Annotated in this window: 12 protein-coding genes and 1 riboswitch; of the genes, 2 read left to right on the plus strand and 10 right to left on the minus strand. The window is 42.2% G+C overall.

Annotation, left to right across the window (positions count from 1 at the left end; translation table 11 throughout):
• Positions 1-2: 2 nt before the first annotated feature.
• The 4 genes from pstC to CEF21_RS20605 form a co-directional block, all read right to left on the minus strand.
• On the minus strand, positions 3-929 hold the full coding sequence (gene pstC, locus CEF21_RS20590) for a phosphate ABC transporter permease subunit PstC (protein WP_123919648.1): 927 nt from the start codon (positions 927-929) through the stop codon (positions 3-5).
• A gap of 176 nt (positions 930-1,105) precedes the next feature.
• Positions 1,106-1,957: a phosphate ABC transporter substrate-binding protein gene (locus tag CEF21_RS20595; RefSeq protein ID WP_206427828.1), complete on the minus strand. Its 852-nt coding sequence runs from the start codon at positions 1,955-1,957 to the stop codon at positions 1,106-1,108.
• Positions 1,958-1,987: 30 nt separating this feature from the next.
• Positions 1,988-3,757, minus strand: coding sequence for a stalk domain-containing protein (locus CEF21_RS20600; RefSeq protein WP_123919652.1), 1,770 nt, complete (start codon positions 3,755-3,757; stop codon positions 1,988-1,990).
• Between the two features lie 272 nt (positions 3,758-4,029).
• Complete coding sequence (locus tag CEF21_RS20605) at positions 4,030-4,941, minus strand: CAP domain-containing protein (RefSeq protein ID WP_241156728.1); 912 nt, start codon at positions 4,939-4,941, stop codon at positions 4,030-4,032.
• Between the two features lie 174 nt (positions 4,942-5,115).
• Between CEF21_RS20605 and CEF21_RS20610 the strand changes: the two genes are divergently transcribed.
• Positions 5,116-6,156, plus strand: a complete 1,041-nt coding sequence (locus tag CEF21_RS20610; protein WP_164462266.1) for an acyltransferase — start codon at positions 5,116-5,118, stop codon at positions 6,154-6,156.
• Positions 6,157-6,193: 37 nt separating this feature from the next.
• Here the strand turns inward: CEF21_RS20610 and CEF21_RS20615 are convergent, their stop codons facing one another.
• The 6 genes from CEF21_RS20615 to CEF21_RS20640 form a co-directional block, all read right to left on the minus strand.
• Complete coding sequence (locus tag CEF21_RS20615) at positions 6,194-7,582, minus strand: transglycosylase SLT domain-containing protein (RefSeq protein WP_123919656.1); 1,389 nt, start codon at positions 7,580-7,582, stop codon at positions 6,194-6,196.
• 109 nt (positions 7,583-7,691) lie between these two features.
• Complete coding sequence (locus CEF21_RS21755) at positions 7,692-8,810, minus strand: NlpC/P60 family protein (protein WP_123919658.1); 1,119 nt, start codon at positions 8,808-8,810, stop codon at positions 7,692-7,694.
• Positions 8,811-9,049: 239 nt separating this feature from the next.
• Entirely contained in the window at positions 9,050-10,774 is a 1,725-nt protein-coding gene (locus CEF21_RS20625) for a M14 family zinc carboxypeptidase (protein WP_241156729.1), read from the minus strand.
• A 138-nt stretch (positions 10,775-10,912) separates the two neighbouring features.
• Positions 10,913-13,486 (minus strand): ligand-binding sensor domain-containing protein, encoded by a 2,574-nt coding sequence (locus CEF21_RS20630; RefSeq protein ID WP_123919660.1) that lies wholly within the window; start codon positions 13,484-13,486, stop codon positions 10,913-10,915.
• Between the two features lie 581 nt (positions 13,487-14,067).
• Positions 14,068-14,508, minus strand: coding sequence for a hypothetical protein (locus tag CEF21_RS20635; RefSeq protein ID WP_123919662.1), 441 nt, complete (start codon positions 14,506-14,508; stop codon positions 14,068-14,070).
• Positions 14,509-14,597: 89 nt separating this feature from the next.
• Positions 14,598-14,683: riboswitch (cyclic di-GMP riboswitch) on the minus strand.
• 157 nt (positions 14,684-14,840) lie between these two features.
• A complete protein-coding gene (locus tag CEF21_RS20640) occupies positions 14,841-17,198 on the minus strand; it encodes a 5'-nucleotidase C-terminal domain-containing protein (RefSeq protein ID WP_123919664.1) in 2,358 nt (785 codons plus the stop codon).
• A 269-nt stretch (positions 17,199-17,467) separates the two neighbouring features.
• Here CEF21_RS20640 and CEF21_RS20645 point away from each other — a divergent pair, with 269 nt between their 5' ends.
• On the plus strand, positions 17,468-18,448 hold the full coding sequence (locus CEF21_RS20645; protein WP_164462267.1) for a D-glucuronyl C5-epimerase family protein: 981 nt from the start codon (positions 17,468-17,470) through the stop codon (positions 18,446-18,448).
• Positions 18,449-18,506 lie beyond the last annotated feature (58 nt).

The following is an 18,506-nucleotide window of genomic DNA, read 5'->3' on the forward strand; positions in this document are numbered from 1 at the left end:
TGTTACGCCCCTTTCGTCCTAATCCGGCGGATAATCAGGATCATGATGGTAGAAATAATTAATAGTAAGAACGCCATCATATAGAGCGCATTGTTCCATGCCGAGCCAAACTCTACATCAATGATCTGGTTGACGATGGTTGTAGTGAGAACTGCGGTAGGCGTGTACAAATCCGTTGGCAGCTGTGCGGTGTTTCCGATAACCATAACGACAGCCATCGTTTCACCAATTGCCCGAGCCATACCTAGAATGACGGCTGTTAAGATACCTGGACTTGCAGCCGGCAAAATGACACGGAAAATGGTCTGAAGCCGGGTACTTCCCATCGCATAGCTCGCTTCTCTCAATTCGGTCGGAACCGCGGCAATCGCATCATCACTAATTCGGGTAATGGTCGGGAGTACCATGATGGTAAGAACAATGGCAGCTGCAAGAAGCCCATCTCCGACTAACGCACCTGTTGCACTCCGGATGAAGGGGACAAGGATCGTCAATCCAAGATATCCATAAACGATTGACGGAATTCCGACAAGCAGATCCAGCAGCGGACGGAGGATACGCTTAAGCCAGTCCGGGGCTACTTCTACTGTAAAAACGGCTAAAGCTAAAGAAATGGGACCCGCAAGGATCAGGGTAAGTCCTGTTAATGAGAGCGTTCCAAGAATAAAAACAGCGGCACCGTATTTTTCCGCATACGGATCCCAGGTGAAAGAGAAGAAAAATTCCATGGGAGATACGTCCTTAAATACTTGAAGCCCTGTTTTGCCGATAAATAAAATAATGGAGATAAGAACGACTCCTAGGAGAAGGGCACTTCCTAAAGTGAATATATAGAACGCTTTGTTTTTTGCATATTTCGTTTTTGTTGATACGGCCTGTTTGCTGATTTCCACAGGCGGTGTCATAATGTCCTGTTCAAGCTTCGCCATTTGGTGGACCTCCATGATTATGCAAAGCCAGCCCGGTGAAGAGCTGGCTCCTACTATTTGAAAGGGAGATAAAGCAAGGTATTTAGCTTTCGGACTATAAGCTCACAAGCTCCGCACACCACTGCAGAAATTATGAAAGTCCTGTTACAATGAGTGAATTCTTTGCTAACCGGTAATTAGAATCCTTTGTATGGAAGGAATTTAAGCTTTTTCAATGAACCGTTTTGGAACTTAGAGCTTTGTACGTAAGAGATGAACGCTTTGTTTGCACCAGATGCAGAACCTTTAGTCAGGAAGTAGCCAACACCGTATACAGGGTACTTTTTGCTTTTTACGTTTGCAGTAGTTGCAGCAACGCCATTGTAAGAAAGAGGTTTGATGTTTCCTTTAACATAAGCAAGGTCCACATAACCGATTGCATTTGGATTAGAAGAAACAGCTGTTGTCATTTCTCCACTTTTCCCTACTTCTTTATAGTTCCCTTTTGTCATAAAGCTTTTGCCTTTAAGAGCTTTCGCCTGGTAGTTTACACGAGTACCGGAACCGGATTTACGGTTTACAACAACGATCTCTTCGTTTTTACCGCCAACTTGCTTCCAGTTCGTGATTTTACCAGAGAAGATTCCTTGAAGCTGAGCAGTAGACAGGTTTTTCACTGAATTTGATTTGTGTACGATTGTTGCGAAAGGAATAACCGCTACTTTGTAAGCTGTCAAACCTTTGAATGCATTGAATCCAGGAACCGCTTTAGTCGCATCCCAGTCACATGCACCGATTGTGGAGCTTCCTTTTGATACAGACTGAGGGCCTGCAATTGAAGAAGAACCGGATACGGATACAGATACTTTAGGATTTGATTTTTTGAATTCTTTTGCTGCCTGGGAAGTTAGGGGAAGAAGTGCTGTAGAACCTGCTACAACTACTTTTCCTTTAACAGATGCAGCATTTGCTGCTGTTGCGCCGAAAGTGAAGCCTACAGATACCACTGCAGCTAAAGTAAGGGTGGATACGCGTTTTGCCAATGTCATTTTATTCATTTCATTCATCTCCTGAAAAGTTTATTTTGTTACAATTTCAAAGCTTCCGTTTTTCCAGACAACCAGTCTTTCGCCGTAAAGACCAGGAGCTGTTGCGGCAACCTGTCCGTTTTTAGAAACGGCCAAAGAAGTAATTTCAAGCGGTGTAGAAGCAACCTTCGTCAATTTCATGTCGGACGGATTAACTTCGTAAATAACAGACATATTATTTTCAGCTGCAATGAACATCAACTTACCTTCTGAAGTTACCGTAATAAAGGTAATGTCTTTGTCCTTTACAAGCTGGGCAACACTGTTATCAGGGCGGATCATCGTCAGAACCGGCATATCATCGGATTCAGCCATCGCACTTAAGTACACGATGCTGCCATCTTTCAGAAAATCTGCATACACTTTGTTATCTTTCGTTGCTGTAAGAGCTGCAGCTGCTGGTTTTTCAGCCTTTAAATCAATTGTATAAATCTGTGGTTCAGAGCCATCGGTTTTAATGTCTGTGACGTCTGTACCGCCGTCAGCTGTATCGGTTGTTTCCGTTTTCGCTTCCAAGCCCATGACGTAAAGAAGTTTTGTCCCGTCAGCAGAAAGTTTCAGGTCTGTTTTATAGATGTTCTTGTCGGATGGAACTTCTTTCAGTTCCCCCGTTGCAACATCAACAGAGAAGATCTTGTCGTTCTTTTCGCCTTTGATGAAGTAAGCCCTTTTCCCGTCAGCTGCCCATACGAATTCAACCTTGATGTCATCATCTAAGCTTACGTATCTGGAAGTGCCTGCTGATAGATCGATAAGTGTAATAATTCCTGTTTCATCAGAATGGATTGCGTAGTTTCCATCTGGAGATACCGCAACATCCGTGGCGTTAATGGCCTTTACAAGTGTACGGGTATTCACGTCTACAATGTATGTGCGGGATGCATTTTCATCTTCGTTTGATACCATGACGTTTGATCCGACCCATGTTGGATTGAACGTATCACCGGCAAGAAGTTTAGAAGCGAAAAGCATGTAGCTTCCATCTTCCGTTTTCTCCATCTGTCCGCCCAGCGCTTTTACCATATCCATCAGATCTGCGTAAACAACACCTTTTACAGACACTGGATATGCCCTAAGATTGACAGTTTCTCCATTAGCTGTTATAATATTTTGGTAAATTTTAAAAGTAGCAGTTTGTGAACCTTTTTGAAGTGTCACAGCTGTACCCTTCACCATCACCTTTGCTGAGTAAGCCTTTGCAATGTCCTGAACAGAGTAAAGGTATTTGCCGTTTACGCGCAAAGTACTGGCTGTGTGAAGCTTGCCCTCTACATTCATCTTGGATGCAGACGTTTTAAACATTCCTTTTTCGGATATTAATAGATTAGCGTCTATTAATAGATCTCCGCCTAACGCATGGACGAAATTCTTCGCTGCCATGAAGAGTGTTTTTCCTACCATCGTAGGCGGATTTTCTAGTTTCATTTTCTTTCCGTTAACGAGTGCAACATTGGATCCGGATTTAACTTTCAGCGTTTTCATTTCTTTCCCGCTGCCTTTGGTAACGACAAAATATTGCGACTTTTTGTCATACATGACTTTTGCAGAGAATGCTTTAGCTAAGTCGCTGACAGAGTGAAGCTTTGCTTTCCCAGCGATGCTTGAGTGAACCATTTTCTGTTTTCCGTTTACGAATACAGATTCATTTCCAATCTTTTGGGTTACACTTGCTGCCTGTGCTCCATTTATTGCAACAGGGGTAAATGCACTGCCAGTCAATACAGCAGAAGCAATCACTAGGCTAGTCAATTCGCGTCTCATCCATTTTACCTCCAATTTTCTTGTTACTTTTGGCTGAATTGGGTCCCTCCTAATACTTGGTCACCTCCTCATATTTTCCCAACTATCTCATAACAAGAGTAATTATATTCCCGTTATATTAAGGAAGTTTAATTCTATTTTAAAGATTGTAAATTTGTGGTGAATTTGATGTAAAAAATTGACTGATTTACGTAACTTTTGTAACATTCCCAAAGATACATAAAAGGGACTATTTACTCACAAAAAAAACCGCCGATGATACGGCGGTTTTTTCAATCTGTAAACATTTGTGTCCAATAGGTCGATTTATAACCTGTTCCTATTTGAACAAATTCTTTTTTCAGGATATTAGCGCGGTGGCCCGGACTGTTCATCCAGCCCTCTACTACATCATGAGCGCCTGTATAGCCCTTCGCAATGTTTTCTCCCGCATAGCGGTACGCAACCCCGTAACGGGCCATCATGTCAAACGGCGAACCGTACGTCGGAGAAGTATGGTCAAAATAATTTCTGCTGAACATATCTCCTGATTTTTTCCTCGCTACACCGGAAATCTTTGTATTCAGCGTGTAAATCGGCAGTTTATTTTTGACCCGTTCAAAATTTGTAATTAAAAATACCTCATACTCAAGCGTGTCTGCTCCGGGACTCTTTGCATCATAGGAAACAAACTTTTTTGCTTTCAGTTTCGCTTCCATTGCCTTTAGATAGTTTCCTGTCACGGAAGGAATAGCCGGATACTTCCCGGCAGCTTTAATGGCTGCAGCCCGCTGTGAGAGTCTTGAAAGTTTTGCGATTTCTGTATTCCCGACTGCTCCTCTTGTCTGGCTCATGCCAATTTTATAAATCAGCCGGTATTCGGATACTTCATACAGGACTCTTTCCTTCGCTATTTTTGCCGGTCTTATGTATTGAGCCAGGAATTGATTTCTTGCGGTTTTGCCGCTCATTTTTCCGATTGCCTTTTCCGTTATCGCTATTTGGTTCGTAAAACTATCATAAGCGTCGTTCATTAAATAAAGATCTCCGCTTTTAATCAGCTCTTGAAAATAAGCCGTATCCACTTTTAGCTTTTCGCCTTCCTGTTTCGCGGACGTATTCGTTTCGGAAGCGAGTCCGGAAGCCGGGCGGCCTATAAGGATCGCAGTTAAAATAATTAATGACAGCCATTTCCATCCTTGCATGCCTGTTCCTCCAATTCTATCAATCTATTGTCATTATACCATTACTTCCCGCTCCTTCTTCCATGCAATCATTTACAGCCGGAGAGGCTTTCATTCACAGTCAACTACCCTTATAATTAAGGACAGGCTGTAAAATGTAAATGGTTACACTATTTGAATAAGCAGGTGATCGATTTGACCAAGCAGAGAATTTATTATTTCGACTGGCTTCGAGTGCTCGCAACCATCAGCGTGGTCGTGCTTCATGCGGCTGCACCGCTTCTTTATGAATATGGAAAAATTCCCGCGAATGATTGGTGGACTGGCCATATATTTGATTCGGTGACGAGATGGTGCGTTCCAATTTTCTTTATGATGAGCGGAGCTCTTATGCTGAACCCCGGAAAACAGGAATCCGCCGGCGTTTTCTTCAAAAAACGTTCAGCGAAAGTGCTGATTCCTTTTATCGCATGGAGCTGCTTTTATATCCTGGTCAAAATGAAGATGGATGATATGGAGAAAAATCCGGAAGCGGCATTTAAAGCGATTCTGTCCGATAATGTCTATTACCACCTCTGGTTTTTATATGTCATTATCGGGCTGTATGCCATCACACCAATCTTGAAGGTGTATATCGCAAATGCATCAAGAAGAAACATCGAATTGTTTCTGGTTTTATGGTTTGTATGCACAAGCGTGTTCAGCTTAATCGCCAAATTTTATCAAGTAAAAATGGGATTTGAAGCATTCCCGGCAAGCGGGTACATAGGCTACTTTGTTTTAGGCTATTACTTGTTTAAGTACTCCTTTAACCGTTTATCGAAGTGGGGCATTTATTTGATTGGCGTTGCAGGGCTATGCATTACGGTATTCGCTACACCGGAAATGACCGAGAAAAACAACGGCACGTTCGACGGATTCTTCTATCATTACCTGAACGTATCGGTGGTCTTTATGTCAGCGGCGTTCTTCCTGTTCTTCAAAGAGCTGCAGGAGCGGATCAACCCGGCTGGGTCCTATCGCGTCCTGAAACCGTTCAATCAGGCAAGTATGGGGATTTACCTCGTCCATCCGTTCGTCTTTCTCGTATTAAAAAAATACTTTGAATTGGATGCTTTTTCTTTCACTCCGATTGTCGGCATTCCTTTTATGGCCTTATTAACCATTGCAATTAGCTTTGTGATTACTAGAGTGCTGCAAATGATACCGTTTGTGAGGAATGTTGTGCCGAATTAAAAGAAGGTGACCTCAAGATTTGAGGTCACCTTCTTTCTTATTTACCGCCGAATACAGGAGAGTATTCGTTACCTGATGATTTCGCGACAGAATAGCCTCCTCCAACGTCATAAGAACGGCCGGAGATGGTGTAGACTCTGTACCATGTATTTGCTTTTAAAGCTAACTTTGAACTTCCATTCGTCAGGGTCACGGGGCTTTTTAGTTTCACATAGCCCATAACCATCCCGCCGATGTTTTTCTTATCCAGCTCTTTTCCATTATCCAATGTAATCGTTGAATAATGGTCCTCTGTGATAAAGCCTATTGGTTTACGGGCTTTATCGTTGCTTAGCGCCACACCAATCAGCATTTTTGTTTTAGCGGGATCATGTTTTACATAATCACTGCCGCCGACATGGTAGTAGATTCCCTTGGTGCCGTAAACGCGCAGCGCTTCTTTATTGGTTGCCGTCCTGCCAGGCTTCATTTGTCCGTTCACCAAATTATATATTGGAGTATTTAATAAGATTTTCACCTTACCGTCCGGGATGTTAACCGGTTCTTGAGCAGCGATTGGATTTGAGTTTTCAATTCTTAGCGGCTTTAATACGGAAGATGCCATGTATCCTTTTTTGCCGTTTACTTCGACTTGATAAAATATGAAAAGGTTACTCACACTAGGATCTTCGTATTTAACAGAACTCTTAATCGTTACAACTGAATTTTCAGTGAAGGTTCCAATAACTTTAGATCCCACTCCAGTTGAAGGTGTATCTCTTAGCTTGGAAGCTGAATCATTCGTTAAAACCTGATCTCCCGCTTGCAAATTACTCATTGTCGGAGTATACCCATACGCCCACTGCATCGGCTGATCCCCTGGTTTCCAGTTGGAATTGTAATTTTCCAGAGGGAAAGGCGTTGTATCGGGCTGGACAGATCGGTACACTCTCTCCTGATAGGTCCCGCCGGGATTTTTTGTCGGGTCATTTGAGGCCGTGTTTCCGTTATAATTGCGTACTGCAAAATACCAGTGCTCTAGACTATCCATAGATTGATTGACAATTGTTGGACTTTTATCAAAACTGTACTTCTCTTTAAGGATTTTAACCCCTTGGTCTACATTGTACGCAGCATCGGTTTTTAAGCGTTCCCGGTCTATCTCTAAATGTTCTCCTGGGTTTAGCGTAATTTGCATCATCCCAATTCCTCCATCACGAGAAATGATGGGAGTACCATCCTGATTGCATTGCTTAAATCCTGCGCTTTCTGAGGCAGCTATTCCCTTTACAATTTCAGCAGGAACCCCGTATCGATTAGCAGTATCGGTTAACAATTTTTTCGCAGCCATCGCATCAAGGTTTACACATGACGTTGTTTCAGCACGCACTCCACCTGGTGCCAATAACAAAGAAGCGGCCAGTGCAGCTGTTGCTAATTTTTTCACTCCATTTACCCCCTAAAGTTTCTCCTACCATTCTATCATGTAATAATTACCAATAGTAGAAAAAGATAAAAAAGCAGAGGCTCTGTAATGAGCATCTGCTTTTAGAGAATTATAGTTTTAGTTTTGCTTTCAGCGCCTGTTTGCGCTCTTTCAGCTGTGCATTGATTTGAGAAAGGCTGTGGTAGCCGCCAGCGTGCAGAGCATTTCCGTCTGCTTTAATTTTAGAAGCACGTGCTTCGAGTCTGGACAGCATTTCAAAATGTTCAATCGCCGTTTTTACAGATCCCTTTGCAATAAGGCTGTCAATATCGTTCATGAGACGATACATGGATACCTCATATTTGGATGTTTCGCGCGCAATTTTTGCCTGGGTAATAAAGCGGTCATTGAACACTTTGCGGTTAGAAGCACCGTACATTTTTCCGATAACGCGTTCTGTTTTGCCGATATTATAAGACAAATCGTCATACAATTTATTTGTTTCAGCATCAAGGCGCTGTCCTTCAATTAGCTTGGAAGTGAATTCATTGGTTTGCTTCTCAAGTGCAAGGCCGTTTTTAACTGAATCAATCATCCAAGCAGAGCGGGTCATGTAATCTGTGAAACTGGCATCCTTGCTTTTTGCTTTTAACCTATTGTATTCCCCGATTAAAGAAGAATCCAAACCGCTAATTTTTGAAGATGAAGAGTATTTTGCCTGAAGATTGTTCCACAGGTCTTTAGCGGATTCTGCATAGTTTTCCGCTTCAGCAGCCATTACGCTTCCGAGCATAGAATGTCTTTTTGTGCTAACGTATGCATTGCTCCAGTACCTCTCACTCAGGGAGCTGATTGTCACACCCTTTGATGAAGATGCGTGGATAAACTGGTTGCTTCCAATGTAGATTCCCGCATGGGAAATGGTCGGCTTGTCCATCGTTCTGAAAAAGACGATATCGCCCACTTCTTTGCTGGATACCTTCTCCATGCTGCTGGAATTGTACATGCCATCTGCTGTACGAGGCATGGAAATTCCTGTTTTGTTGAACACATAGTTGATAAAGCCGGAACAGTCAAATCCTGCAGGAGTGGTTCCACCCCATTTATATGGTACGCCTATGTATTGTTTGCTTATATTTATGATATTAGTTTCGAATGAAGTAGATGCAGCTTTTGCATCGTTGGCTGGTAGATACGAACTGAATAATAGAGATGTTGCTAATCCAAGTGCAATAATCGGTTTCTTCATGTTCTTCCTCCTTTGGCACAAGATTAGTATACATGACGGAGGTTGGAAGTAGTATAACAGTTCTATTACATAATTCCGTAATGTTACATTAATATTACAATAAAGTGATATTATGATTAATTATGTCATTTTTCAGCAAGTTTTTTAACCGAAACCCATATAAATAGCTACTTTCAGAACCTAGTCTTAAGCTGGCTGTTACAAAAAGAGAAGGTCAAAAGACCTCCTCTTTTCCAAACCTATCTTATTGATTTTTCGAATTGTTTCAGGACTGTTTCAAATTGCGGCAAATCCGGGTATTTTCCTGGATACAACTGGTTTCCTGCTTTTTTTACCGCGGAAGATCTTTCTTTAAGCCGGTCGTATAATGCGAATTTCTCGTTGATTACAGATGGATCCGTCCCTTGAGCTTTTAGATTTTTGATTTCCTGCAGCAATCTGTAGCGGGAAATCTCATAGATCACTGTTTCCTTTGTGATTTTTGCGGGAACGAGGTATTTCTGTCCAAATAATCTTCTTACCTGATCAGAGTAGACCTTTCCAATCCCCGCTTCTTCTTTTTTGAGCTGCAGGGAAAGCTCATCATAAGCTTGTGCCGTTTCATCTGTCAGAGTGCCCTCGCTTATGAAGCTCTGAAGGTCACCCCTCTCTTTATTGAGAAGATCCCCTGTTTTGACCGCATCAATAAAACGGGCGGCCTGCAAACGGATTTGTTTAGCCCGGTTAATAGACGGAGCAGCCTTATCTTTATAGTAGGCGGGCAATCCGGAAGCGAGCTGTTCGGCTTTTTTCATTTCGTAATCGGATTGATCGTAAAGCTTCTTCATAGAAGAAGAAACATATACATAAGCCTGCGACTTGATGTTCTCGGTATAATATGGTTTTAACCGCAGACTCGATTGCAGATAGCTGTTTACTTGTGCCAGCTGCTGATCATATGCTGAACCGGCACGCTGCTGATAAAGCTTATACCCCTCTTTTGCTGCGTAAAGACCTACATCTTTATTTTCTTCCCATACTTTGCTGAAATTTTTCAGAGGAACACTCGTATCCCCTACAAAAGGCGAGATTTCAAGTGTGAAGGCCGGACGTTTATAAGAAAGCAGGAACCAATCCGTAAACCCTCCACCTGAAGGATTCGGGCCCGGATAAACGAGACGGTAGCCAGTCATCCGGCCCAGCTGCTTCGCATAATTCTCGTCTCTTGTATATCTGGCACCGGTTTGATAAAAGTTCCAAAAGAGAATTTGTCCGCTTGAATGATAGCTAAGCGACATGTCGGGATTGATCCCTTTTACAAACTGGAGAACCGCTTTTGTCTCAGCTGATGAAGCGGGGCTGTACCCTTTGAAATTCTCAGAAGCCGGTTTTCCGGGATTCAGTGTAATCGTTGACCATTTCGCATCATACTGGCGGTTGAGGTCAACTCCTTTGGCATTTGCCTTCCAGTGCTTAAAATCACTACGCCCTCCATTCATTTTCAAAACAGAGGACTGGCTCGATGCAGGGAGAGATTTCACTCCGTACTGCTGAAGGGATACACCATCGGGATTTACCATCGGCATAAACCAGATGGTCGTCTGATCCAGGATGGATTTGGCCGGAAGCCCATTGATAGACGTGTTTCCGTAATAAGCCTTCGCATACTGCTCCATCATTTTCATCGTAAGAGTGGTCGTCATCCACTCTCTTGCATGATGGGAACCGTTTACAAAAACGCTGGCAGGACCTTTCCCAACGGATACGGCATAGAGCTCCCGTCCGTATTCAGATTTCCCCACTGACTTATAGTGAATCAATTGAGGGTAGCTGGCAGCGAGCGCTTCCAGGTCCTTTTTCATGACGTCATACGAGTATACCTGATTGGCATTCACAGAAAACGAAGCGGCAGATGCTCTCTTTTCCATTACAGGGAAACTGGCAAACATAACAAATACAGCAATCATAAAAATTAATTTTTTCACACTCTCGTTCCTTTCAGGTTATTCTATCTCTCTAACAATCTATCATTAAAAGAAGTCAATTCCAGACTTGACTTCAATCGCCGTCCGATGTATTTAGGAAAAAAGAAAAAATCCGGGAACTCCTTCCCGGATTTAACTTTAGTTCTTAGTAAATTCCATTGTTCCTTTATTAAACTCTAAATAGAAGCCGTTTCCGATATCAAGCTTATTGCCGTCTATATTGTAAACGACATATTCCTCGCCGTCATAAATCTTCATTTCCGGAATAACGGAGCCGTATCGGAACATCATTGAATCTGCCTTTAAGTTGGCTATCCCAACCTTATACGTCACATCACTGTTCTTCATGATTGTATAGCCATTACCAACGTCGTACTTCTCATTATCATAGTTGTATACCCGGATTTCTTCGTCCGGCTTGATCATTCTGTGGAATGACCCATCCGGCTTTAGCATCTCTGCCTCTCCAAGAGTAAAAACCCGTCCAATATAAGTGGAAATTCTATGCGGTTCATTATAGAAGTAGTAGCCATTCCCAACATGGTAATAGCTTTTATACGTTCCATAAACCCGGTAGAATGCCCCTTTCGGAACTTCTTTAACGGGCACCATCGAATTCCCTTCCTTCTTGTACATGAGAAGAGACTGTCTTGAATAAACCCTTGCGACAGGGAAAGGAGAATCCTCTGTTGAGATATTTGGTATTTTGAGCTCTTTCGGATTATATACATGCTCAGCTGTCAGATCATTCGGATTAATTTTCCAGAGATTTGATCTTTTATTAAAATAAAGGTTCCCTTCCTGATCACCCGCTAAGTGAAACACATTGCCTTCGCTGTAACATGTAATTTCCAGGGTTTTTGTATCAACTTTAAAGAGCATGCCCTGGAATGTTCCATACAGATCTCCGGAAGGATGAATGACAAGACTTTCGTTTCTGTACATCCCTTCAATCTGGTTTGGAGTAATCGGATAGAGACTTGGCATCCCCTTTTCCGGATCGTACACAAGCAGTTTGTTATCCACGATTCCCCAAAGTCTTCCATCATTTGTCATTTTAAGCGCAGATATTTTGATGGCATATCCGCCAGGCAGCTCAATTTCTCTTTTCGCAAAAGACGAACTATTCGTATCAATGGCGTACAGCTTCGCGCTTTTTGGAGATAGATTCCCGCTTCCATCGTATGCACTTGTTCCAAGGTATAGCGTATTAGCTGCTTGATTAAACGTCATAGATGACGCGCTTTGATCATCAGGCAATGTTTCCTCATGAGCAACAGATTGACTGCCCCCATCATATACAAGGAACATTCCGGCTTTTTCTCCGCGCTTCGGAACAGTTCCGGCATATAACCGGTTCTTCCCTTCATCTGCAGCAAGTGCATTCGGCCGGTCCTGACCGCTTGCCCCAAGGTCCATAATTTTCTTCGGATTGGAACCGGCATTCCAGGCCTGCTGTGTATCATATTCATACACGAGTCCATTTGGATAAACCCCAAAGAACATTTTCTCTTTTAAGGAGGTCATATCTTCCACTTGCCCAAGTCCTTCGAACATTTGAGTTGTTTCAGTTCTCGGATTATAAATACCCAGTCGTCCGGAGATGAACCCCGAACTGTAAATGTTCCCATTCACGCCTTTGCCCACATTGTAAATTTCTACCGGCTGTGCAGGAAGCTTAAGGGAGGACGTGGAGGAACGGTTATCCAGCAGATTGTACTGGTAGAAACGGCCTGCATTACCTGCCAGACCAACAACCTGCGGCTGCCCGTTCACATTTAAAATATCCAGGGATACAGCACTGGAGGAAGCTACTGATCCATTCGTCTCCCGGCTGCTTCCATCTGCCGGATTAAATTCAAACAGCTTGCCTTTCGAGCTGTAGAAAACGGTCTGATTGTTCCATGCAGGAGACACCCCTCTGGAATCAGCCGGCAGAACATGCTCCAGCATATCCGTTTCCTGATTCAGGACAAGGAGCGCACTTTTGTTTTCCATTTTGGCATATACTTTTCCTCCGGATAAATCCAGATCATATACAGAAGCAGCGGATTTAAAATCCTCCGGAAGAATATCTGTTTTCTCATTCGTATTCAGATTCCATTTAATTAGAGCAGCCGGTGAGCCAAGACCGACATAGAGCGTATTCTGCTCTTCATCGTACTCTACACTTCTGGCATAACGCCGCCCATTCATAACGACACCCAGGCTGTCAAAGCCATCGTCATCACTGTATGTAAAGACCGTTCCGCCATAGGAAGTCACACCGAAAATACGGTTGTTTTTCGTATCGTAAGTTAAATCCCAAATGGTCGTATTCGATCCCCTAGGGGCAGAGGCTTTCCCTAAGTCTGATAGCTCCCTTGTTTCGGGATTGTACCGGTAGAGTTGCTCATTCGGTGTTGAACCAATCCATACTTGTCGGTTGGAATCCACTTCAATGGACCACGCTGCAGTCGCACCCTCCAATGTTTCCATATCCACTACTTGTTTGGATTGCAAATCAATGACCACGAGCTTTGCAGGTTCTCCCTGTAGAAGGGCATAGTAAAGCGGACGTCCGTACTGGTCCATCCCGGCTTCACCGCGGATCACATTGACATATTGAACTTGCGGACCAAGGTTTTTATACGGTCCTTCCGTGGCAGATGCGGGGAATGCGAGCAAAGAGATGAGGAGCAGGGCAGAAAAACACATTCGCATTAATTTCAAAATAATATCCTCCAAAACCTTTCTTTAATCCAATTTCCCTTTTCGAAAATCCGATTATTTCTCTAATATGTATATTCTACCAAACATTAGGAATTATGTCTTAGAAATAAGGGAAATTCTTCAGGGGAATGTATAACATAAAATGTATCAAAGGCTTGTAAAGATATACGTTTTTATTTATAAATTTTTTGTAAAAAATAAGAAATTCTAGTTGAACATCTTTAGCATTTAAGTCAGATTTCACCTTGTAAATTTTAGAAGATGCATGAAAACATATACCTGTTTTATAATCGTGACATAAGAATGATAAAATTTGTCACATATAAACATATTTGGTGATTATCCATAAAAAAACCCCTCACACTGATGTCAAGAACAGCATGAGGGGCTCCCGCTTTATGAAAATTTGAAAGGGGAAACAGTATTATTGAAAGGATCTAAATGCAAAAGACGTAGGCTGTTTATATCATCTGTTTTCTCTTCGTCTATGTATGCGGCTTACCAATCAAACATTCGATACTTTCGCCCTAATTGTATCATAATTTTTTCCTCAAATGTTAAATAATTTTTCTTTTTTTACATTATTGAAGGAAAAAATTTCTTTTGCTTTTAAAAGCTTCTTTATTATAATGCGCTCTCATATCCTGAGAAGACCATAACCCTATATTTAGAAGTGAAAAATTCACTTTTTGCTCAAACCCCCTATTCTCTAAAATCAGCTGCTCAAGCATCATAACATCGTCTTTTAGTCTCTTAAAAGAATCATACTCTCTCGATTTGTCCGAACGCGCAATATGGTGCTGTATGTAATCTCGCATGGTTTGACTGCTGATTTCCGAAAGATGATTCATACCGGTATGGTTAACACAGTATTGAATAAACAATGTTACAGCACTTTCAGTTTTTCTGCTTCTATATATATGATTCCCTGCGATAAGGGACTCAATTTCACTCCGAATCAAATGACTTCTATACTTCTTCGTATTTTTGTATGGTTCCTGCTGTTCTTTTTCACTGTTCACAATATGCAACCTCCATTATTCACCTTACCTGAGCCGCATAAGAATAAAACACACCATGTCAAATAGCCATGGTGTCATTGTTGCTTACCTACGGCGGCCTGACGATCCTAGCATAATATGCCTTAGACTCACGGCTTTGCGTCCCCGCTTTTCAGCGGGTTTGCCTTTATACTGGTATAATTGGCTATTTTTTCAACAGTGACTATTATACTACTAGATAAACAAATTATCTATTTAATTTTTTGATTCATTTACCAAATAAGGAGTCTTGCACCCATTTTTTTTAAAAAAGAGACTGACAATCACTTGTCAGTCCCCCGATAAGCCTTATTTTATTGAACTGCACTTAGGTCTATTATACGCCCTTCAACCGCTGGCTTAATGCCAGGATTTGCTTTTAAGTACTGGCTGAACGTTTCCCAGTCCGTGAAGCCTGGCTCGCTGACACGGCCTTCGTCGTATGCCTTTTTAAACATGGAGTAGCTGTCTCCGCCTGCTGCTGTAAATGCATTCGTTGCCACAGCATACATTTTTGCCGGATCCAAAGCCGTGTAGTTCGTTCCATCTTCTTTCACTTCTGCTTTTACCACCCGCTGTCCAGCCGGTTTAGAGCTGTCATACGTGAACTTCATTCCCGCCACATGAAGGAATGCCCCTGCTTCTTTCGGTGCCAGCTCCACACTGTGTTCAAGAGCAGCCTTGATTTCTTCACCCTTAAGGTTCATGATGGCAAGGGAATTTCCGAAAGGCATAACCGTCAGGATTTCACCCATTGTTACATCCCCCGCATCGATTGACTCACGGATTCCTCCTCCGTTTTGAACTGCGATCACCGTTTTAGGATTGATCGTTTTCGCTCTTGCAAGCATCCCATCCGCAATCAGATTTCCCAAATTTGTTTCTTTTGTGCGGACATCCGCACGGACACCATTCAGGACTGTGTCTGTTTTAGCGACCACTTCGTTTTTAATTTTATTAATGCCAGGTCTGTATTTTGAATCAAGGATTGATGCTGCTTCCTGATCTTCTTTAATAACATACTGATCCCCGGATTTTTGGTCAATATCGATCAGTTTGCCTGCTTGCTTGATTATTTTTCCGGCTGGATCAAATTCAACATCCAGAACACCAAGGTTTTTGCTGAGCTCTCCCGTTTGAACGATGACGGTAGGTTCAGCTCCCGTGTTATCCAGAACCGGTGCACTCAGTACCGTATGGGAGTGCCCGCCGACAATAATGTCAATGCCTTCGACTTCTTTAGCAAGCGTCACATCATTATCCCCGCCGCCATCCTGGTAACCGATGTGAGTGAGGGCAACGATCTTGTTAATCCCTTGAGCCTGGAGCTGTTTAACCGCTTCTTTTGCTTCCGCGATGTAGTTTTCAAAGGCAACGTCCTTACCAGGGCTTGAAATGGTTTCCGTTTCTGCGGTGGTAAGACCAAAAATACCCACTCTTTCTCCGTCCATGTTTTTCACGATGGCACTGTAGGAGTGGCCATCTTTCGGATCAGCCGTTACGTCAGAGCTTGTATAAGCTTTCATATTGGCATCCTTTGAAAAATCTACATTCGCGCTGACAAATGGGAATTTTGCTTTTTTAACGAAATCAGCGAGTGTGGCGGTTCCAAGATCAAACTCATGGTTCCCAAATGTCATGGCATCATAGTTAAGGAGATTCATCAGCTCAAGATCTGCCTGCCCTTTGTATTCGTTAAAATACAGAGTGCCAGAGAAGACGTCCCCAGCGCTGAGAAGAAGGGCGTTCTCCTTTTGAGCTCTTGTTTCTTTGATAGCTGTAGCCATTCTGGGAGCGCGGTCTAAATTTGCATGAGTGTCGTTCGTGTGCAGAACAGACAGCTCAAAGTTTGATGGGAATTGAGTCCGATATTGGATTTTCAACGACTCTTTTTCTTTCATTAACGCCGGCTCAAGTGATGCGTCTACTAAAGAATACAGATCCTTAAGCAGCTGATTGTCAGGATGAAGGTTAGTAAGAGCTGTCCGAAGGTCTTTCCCTTTTCCTTCTAGCATCGTGATAATGGCAAACATCGCATCTGCCTGTGTTTGATCTTTCCCTGCAAGAGCGGCTTTGGCTTTTTGGTGGTAATCATAGCGGGTCATTTCAGAAGAGAAGGACTCCGTCGTCAATTTAGCAGGCAAGACGAAACGAGTGTTTACAACGTTTCTGGATGTACTTCCATAAACTTTTGAAACCAGTTTTTCAAGCTGCATCGTTTGTTTTCTAAGCTGATCATAGGCTTTTCTTAACTCTGAAGGAGACATAACAAGAAAATCTGCTTTAATTTTGTTCCTTGCCGAATCCAGTTTTTCACCGTATTTAACCGCATCGATGAGGTATGCCGTACGCAGGCGCTGAATTTCAGAAAACTCAAGACGATCATTCATCAGCCTTTTAATGCGTGGACTGCTAATTTTAGCAACTTCTTTTTTGGCATCAGCAATGGTATTTTTGGCGTTGTTATATCTCGTTAGAAAACTAGGAGATAATAGCAAATCTCCTGCTTCATCCACCTTATATAGCGCGGAGAGAGAATTGGAATAGAACTCGGCGTTTTTAACGGCCTGCTCCGCTTTCGAGCTGGATGCAGCCTGCGCAGGGTTAACCGCTGCAACAGTGGAAACAGCCAGGGCAGCAAGGCCAGCTTTCACAAATTTACTTTTCGGCATGTCTATAGTTCCTCCTTGAGTTTACTCGTATGTAAGCCAACAAAGTTCCAGTGAATGATTATAAAAGCTTACTTATCTTTGAGTCTATCGTATTACAGAAGTCATATCTATGTTAAAAATGTAAATTATGTATTTCGTTTGTAAAAAAACTTTAGAAAAAACAAATGACGAACCGGGGTGAAACTTTTATAATTAAAAAGACCTAAGTCTTTATAACCATAAATATTATTTGCTAGTAGATGTTTCATAAAAAGGAGAAAAAACAACCAATGAAGAAGATACTGATCCTGGTTTTATTATTATGTTTCGCTATGCCTCACAAAATCTATGCTTTAAGCAGCAGCCCATATGTTAAGGAGTATATAGAAAATAAATTTCAATACGAACCTTTCATGCAAGATTACAAAGTTAATAATGATTATTTAAATTTCTCTACTGCAAAAGAGTTCAAACCTGAAAAATTCATTTGGGATGAGAACGGTATTCCCATGGTTAAGTACGGTGCCAAAACAGAATACAATCCGGTTACTACCGCTCAAGGCGCTTTATACTATCACGGAAAATATCTCACTACTAAAAGCTCTGAAGACCGGGAAGCTTTTATTAAACTCACGGATGCTTTAATAAAAATGCAATCAAAAGACGGATCCTTCCGGTATTCCTTTTCCCATCGAATTCCTCATCTCAAAACCCGCTATCCAATAGGATGGGTTTCCGGCATGGCCCAGGGGCAAGCCTTAAGTGTTTTTTCCAGAGCATTTGACGTGACAAAGGATATAAAGTATAAACTTGCGGGGAATGCTTCATTAACTTTTTTAACGACGCCAGTCTCCAAGGGAGGACCGATGACAGACCTCTCACACATTAGCACTAAATGGAAAGACCAAATCTGGTTTGAAGAATACATAACCGCGCCTAGAAATAATTACACCCTGAACGGATATATTTACACTCTGCTTGGTCTTTATGATTGGGGCTATAACCCTGAGATGACTTTATATGGCGGAGAAAAGGCAAAGGCTCTCTTCCAGAAGGGCCAGGACTCTGTAAAGAAAATTCTCTCAAAATATGATATAGGGGGATATACAGCATATGATCTCAGTCACTTGACGCTGAAACAGGAACCGCATGTTGTAGGTGAATACCACAGAATTCATATCTCTCAGATGTATGTTATGTACCGACTTACAGGAAGCAACTATTTTCTTGATTCCTATAACCGGTGGAAATCGTATGTTGAACCTGTTTAAATAGAAGGTCTTGAAATTAAACAGAGGAATGGCAAAGTATGATAACCTCTATACTCAT

The sequence above is a fragment of the Bacillus sp. FJAT-42376 genome, assembly GCF_003816055.1.
GTDB lineage: Bacteria > Bacillota > Bacilli > Bacillales > Bacillaceae > Metabacillus_B.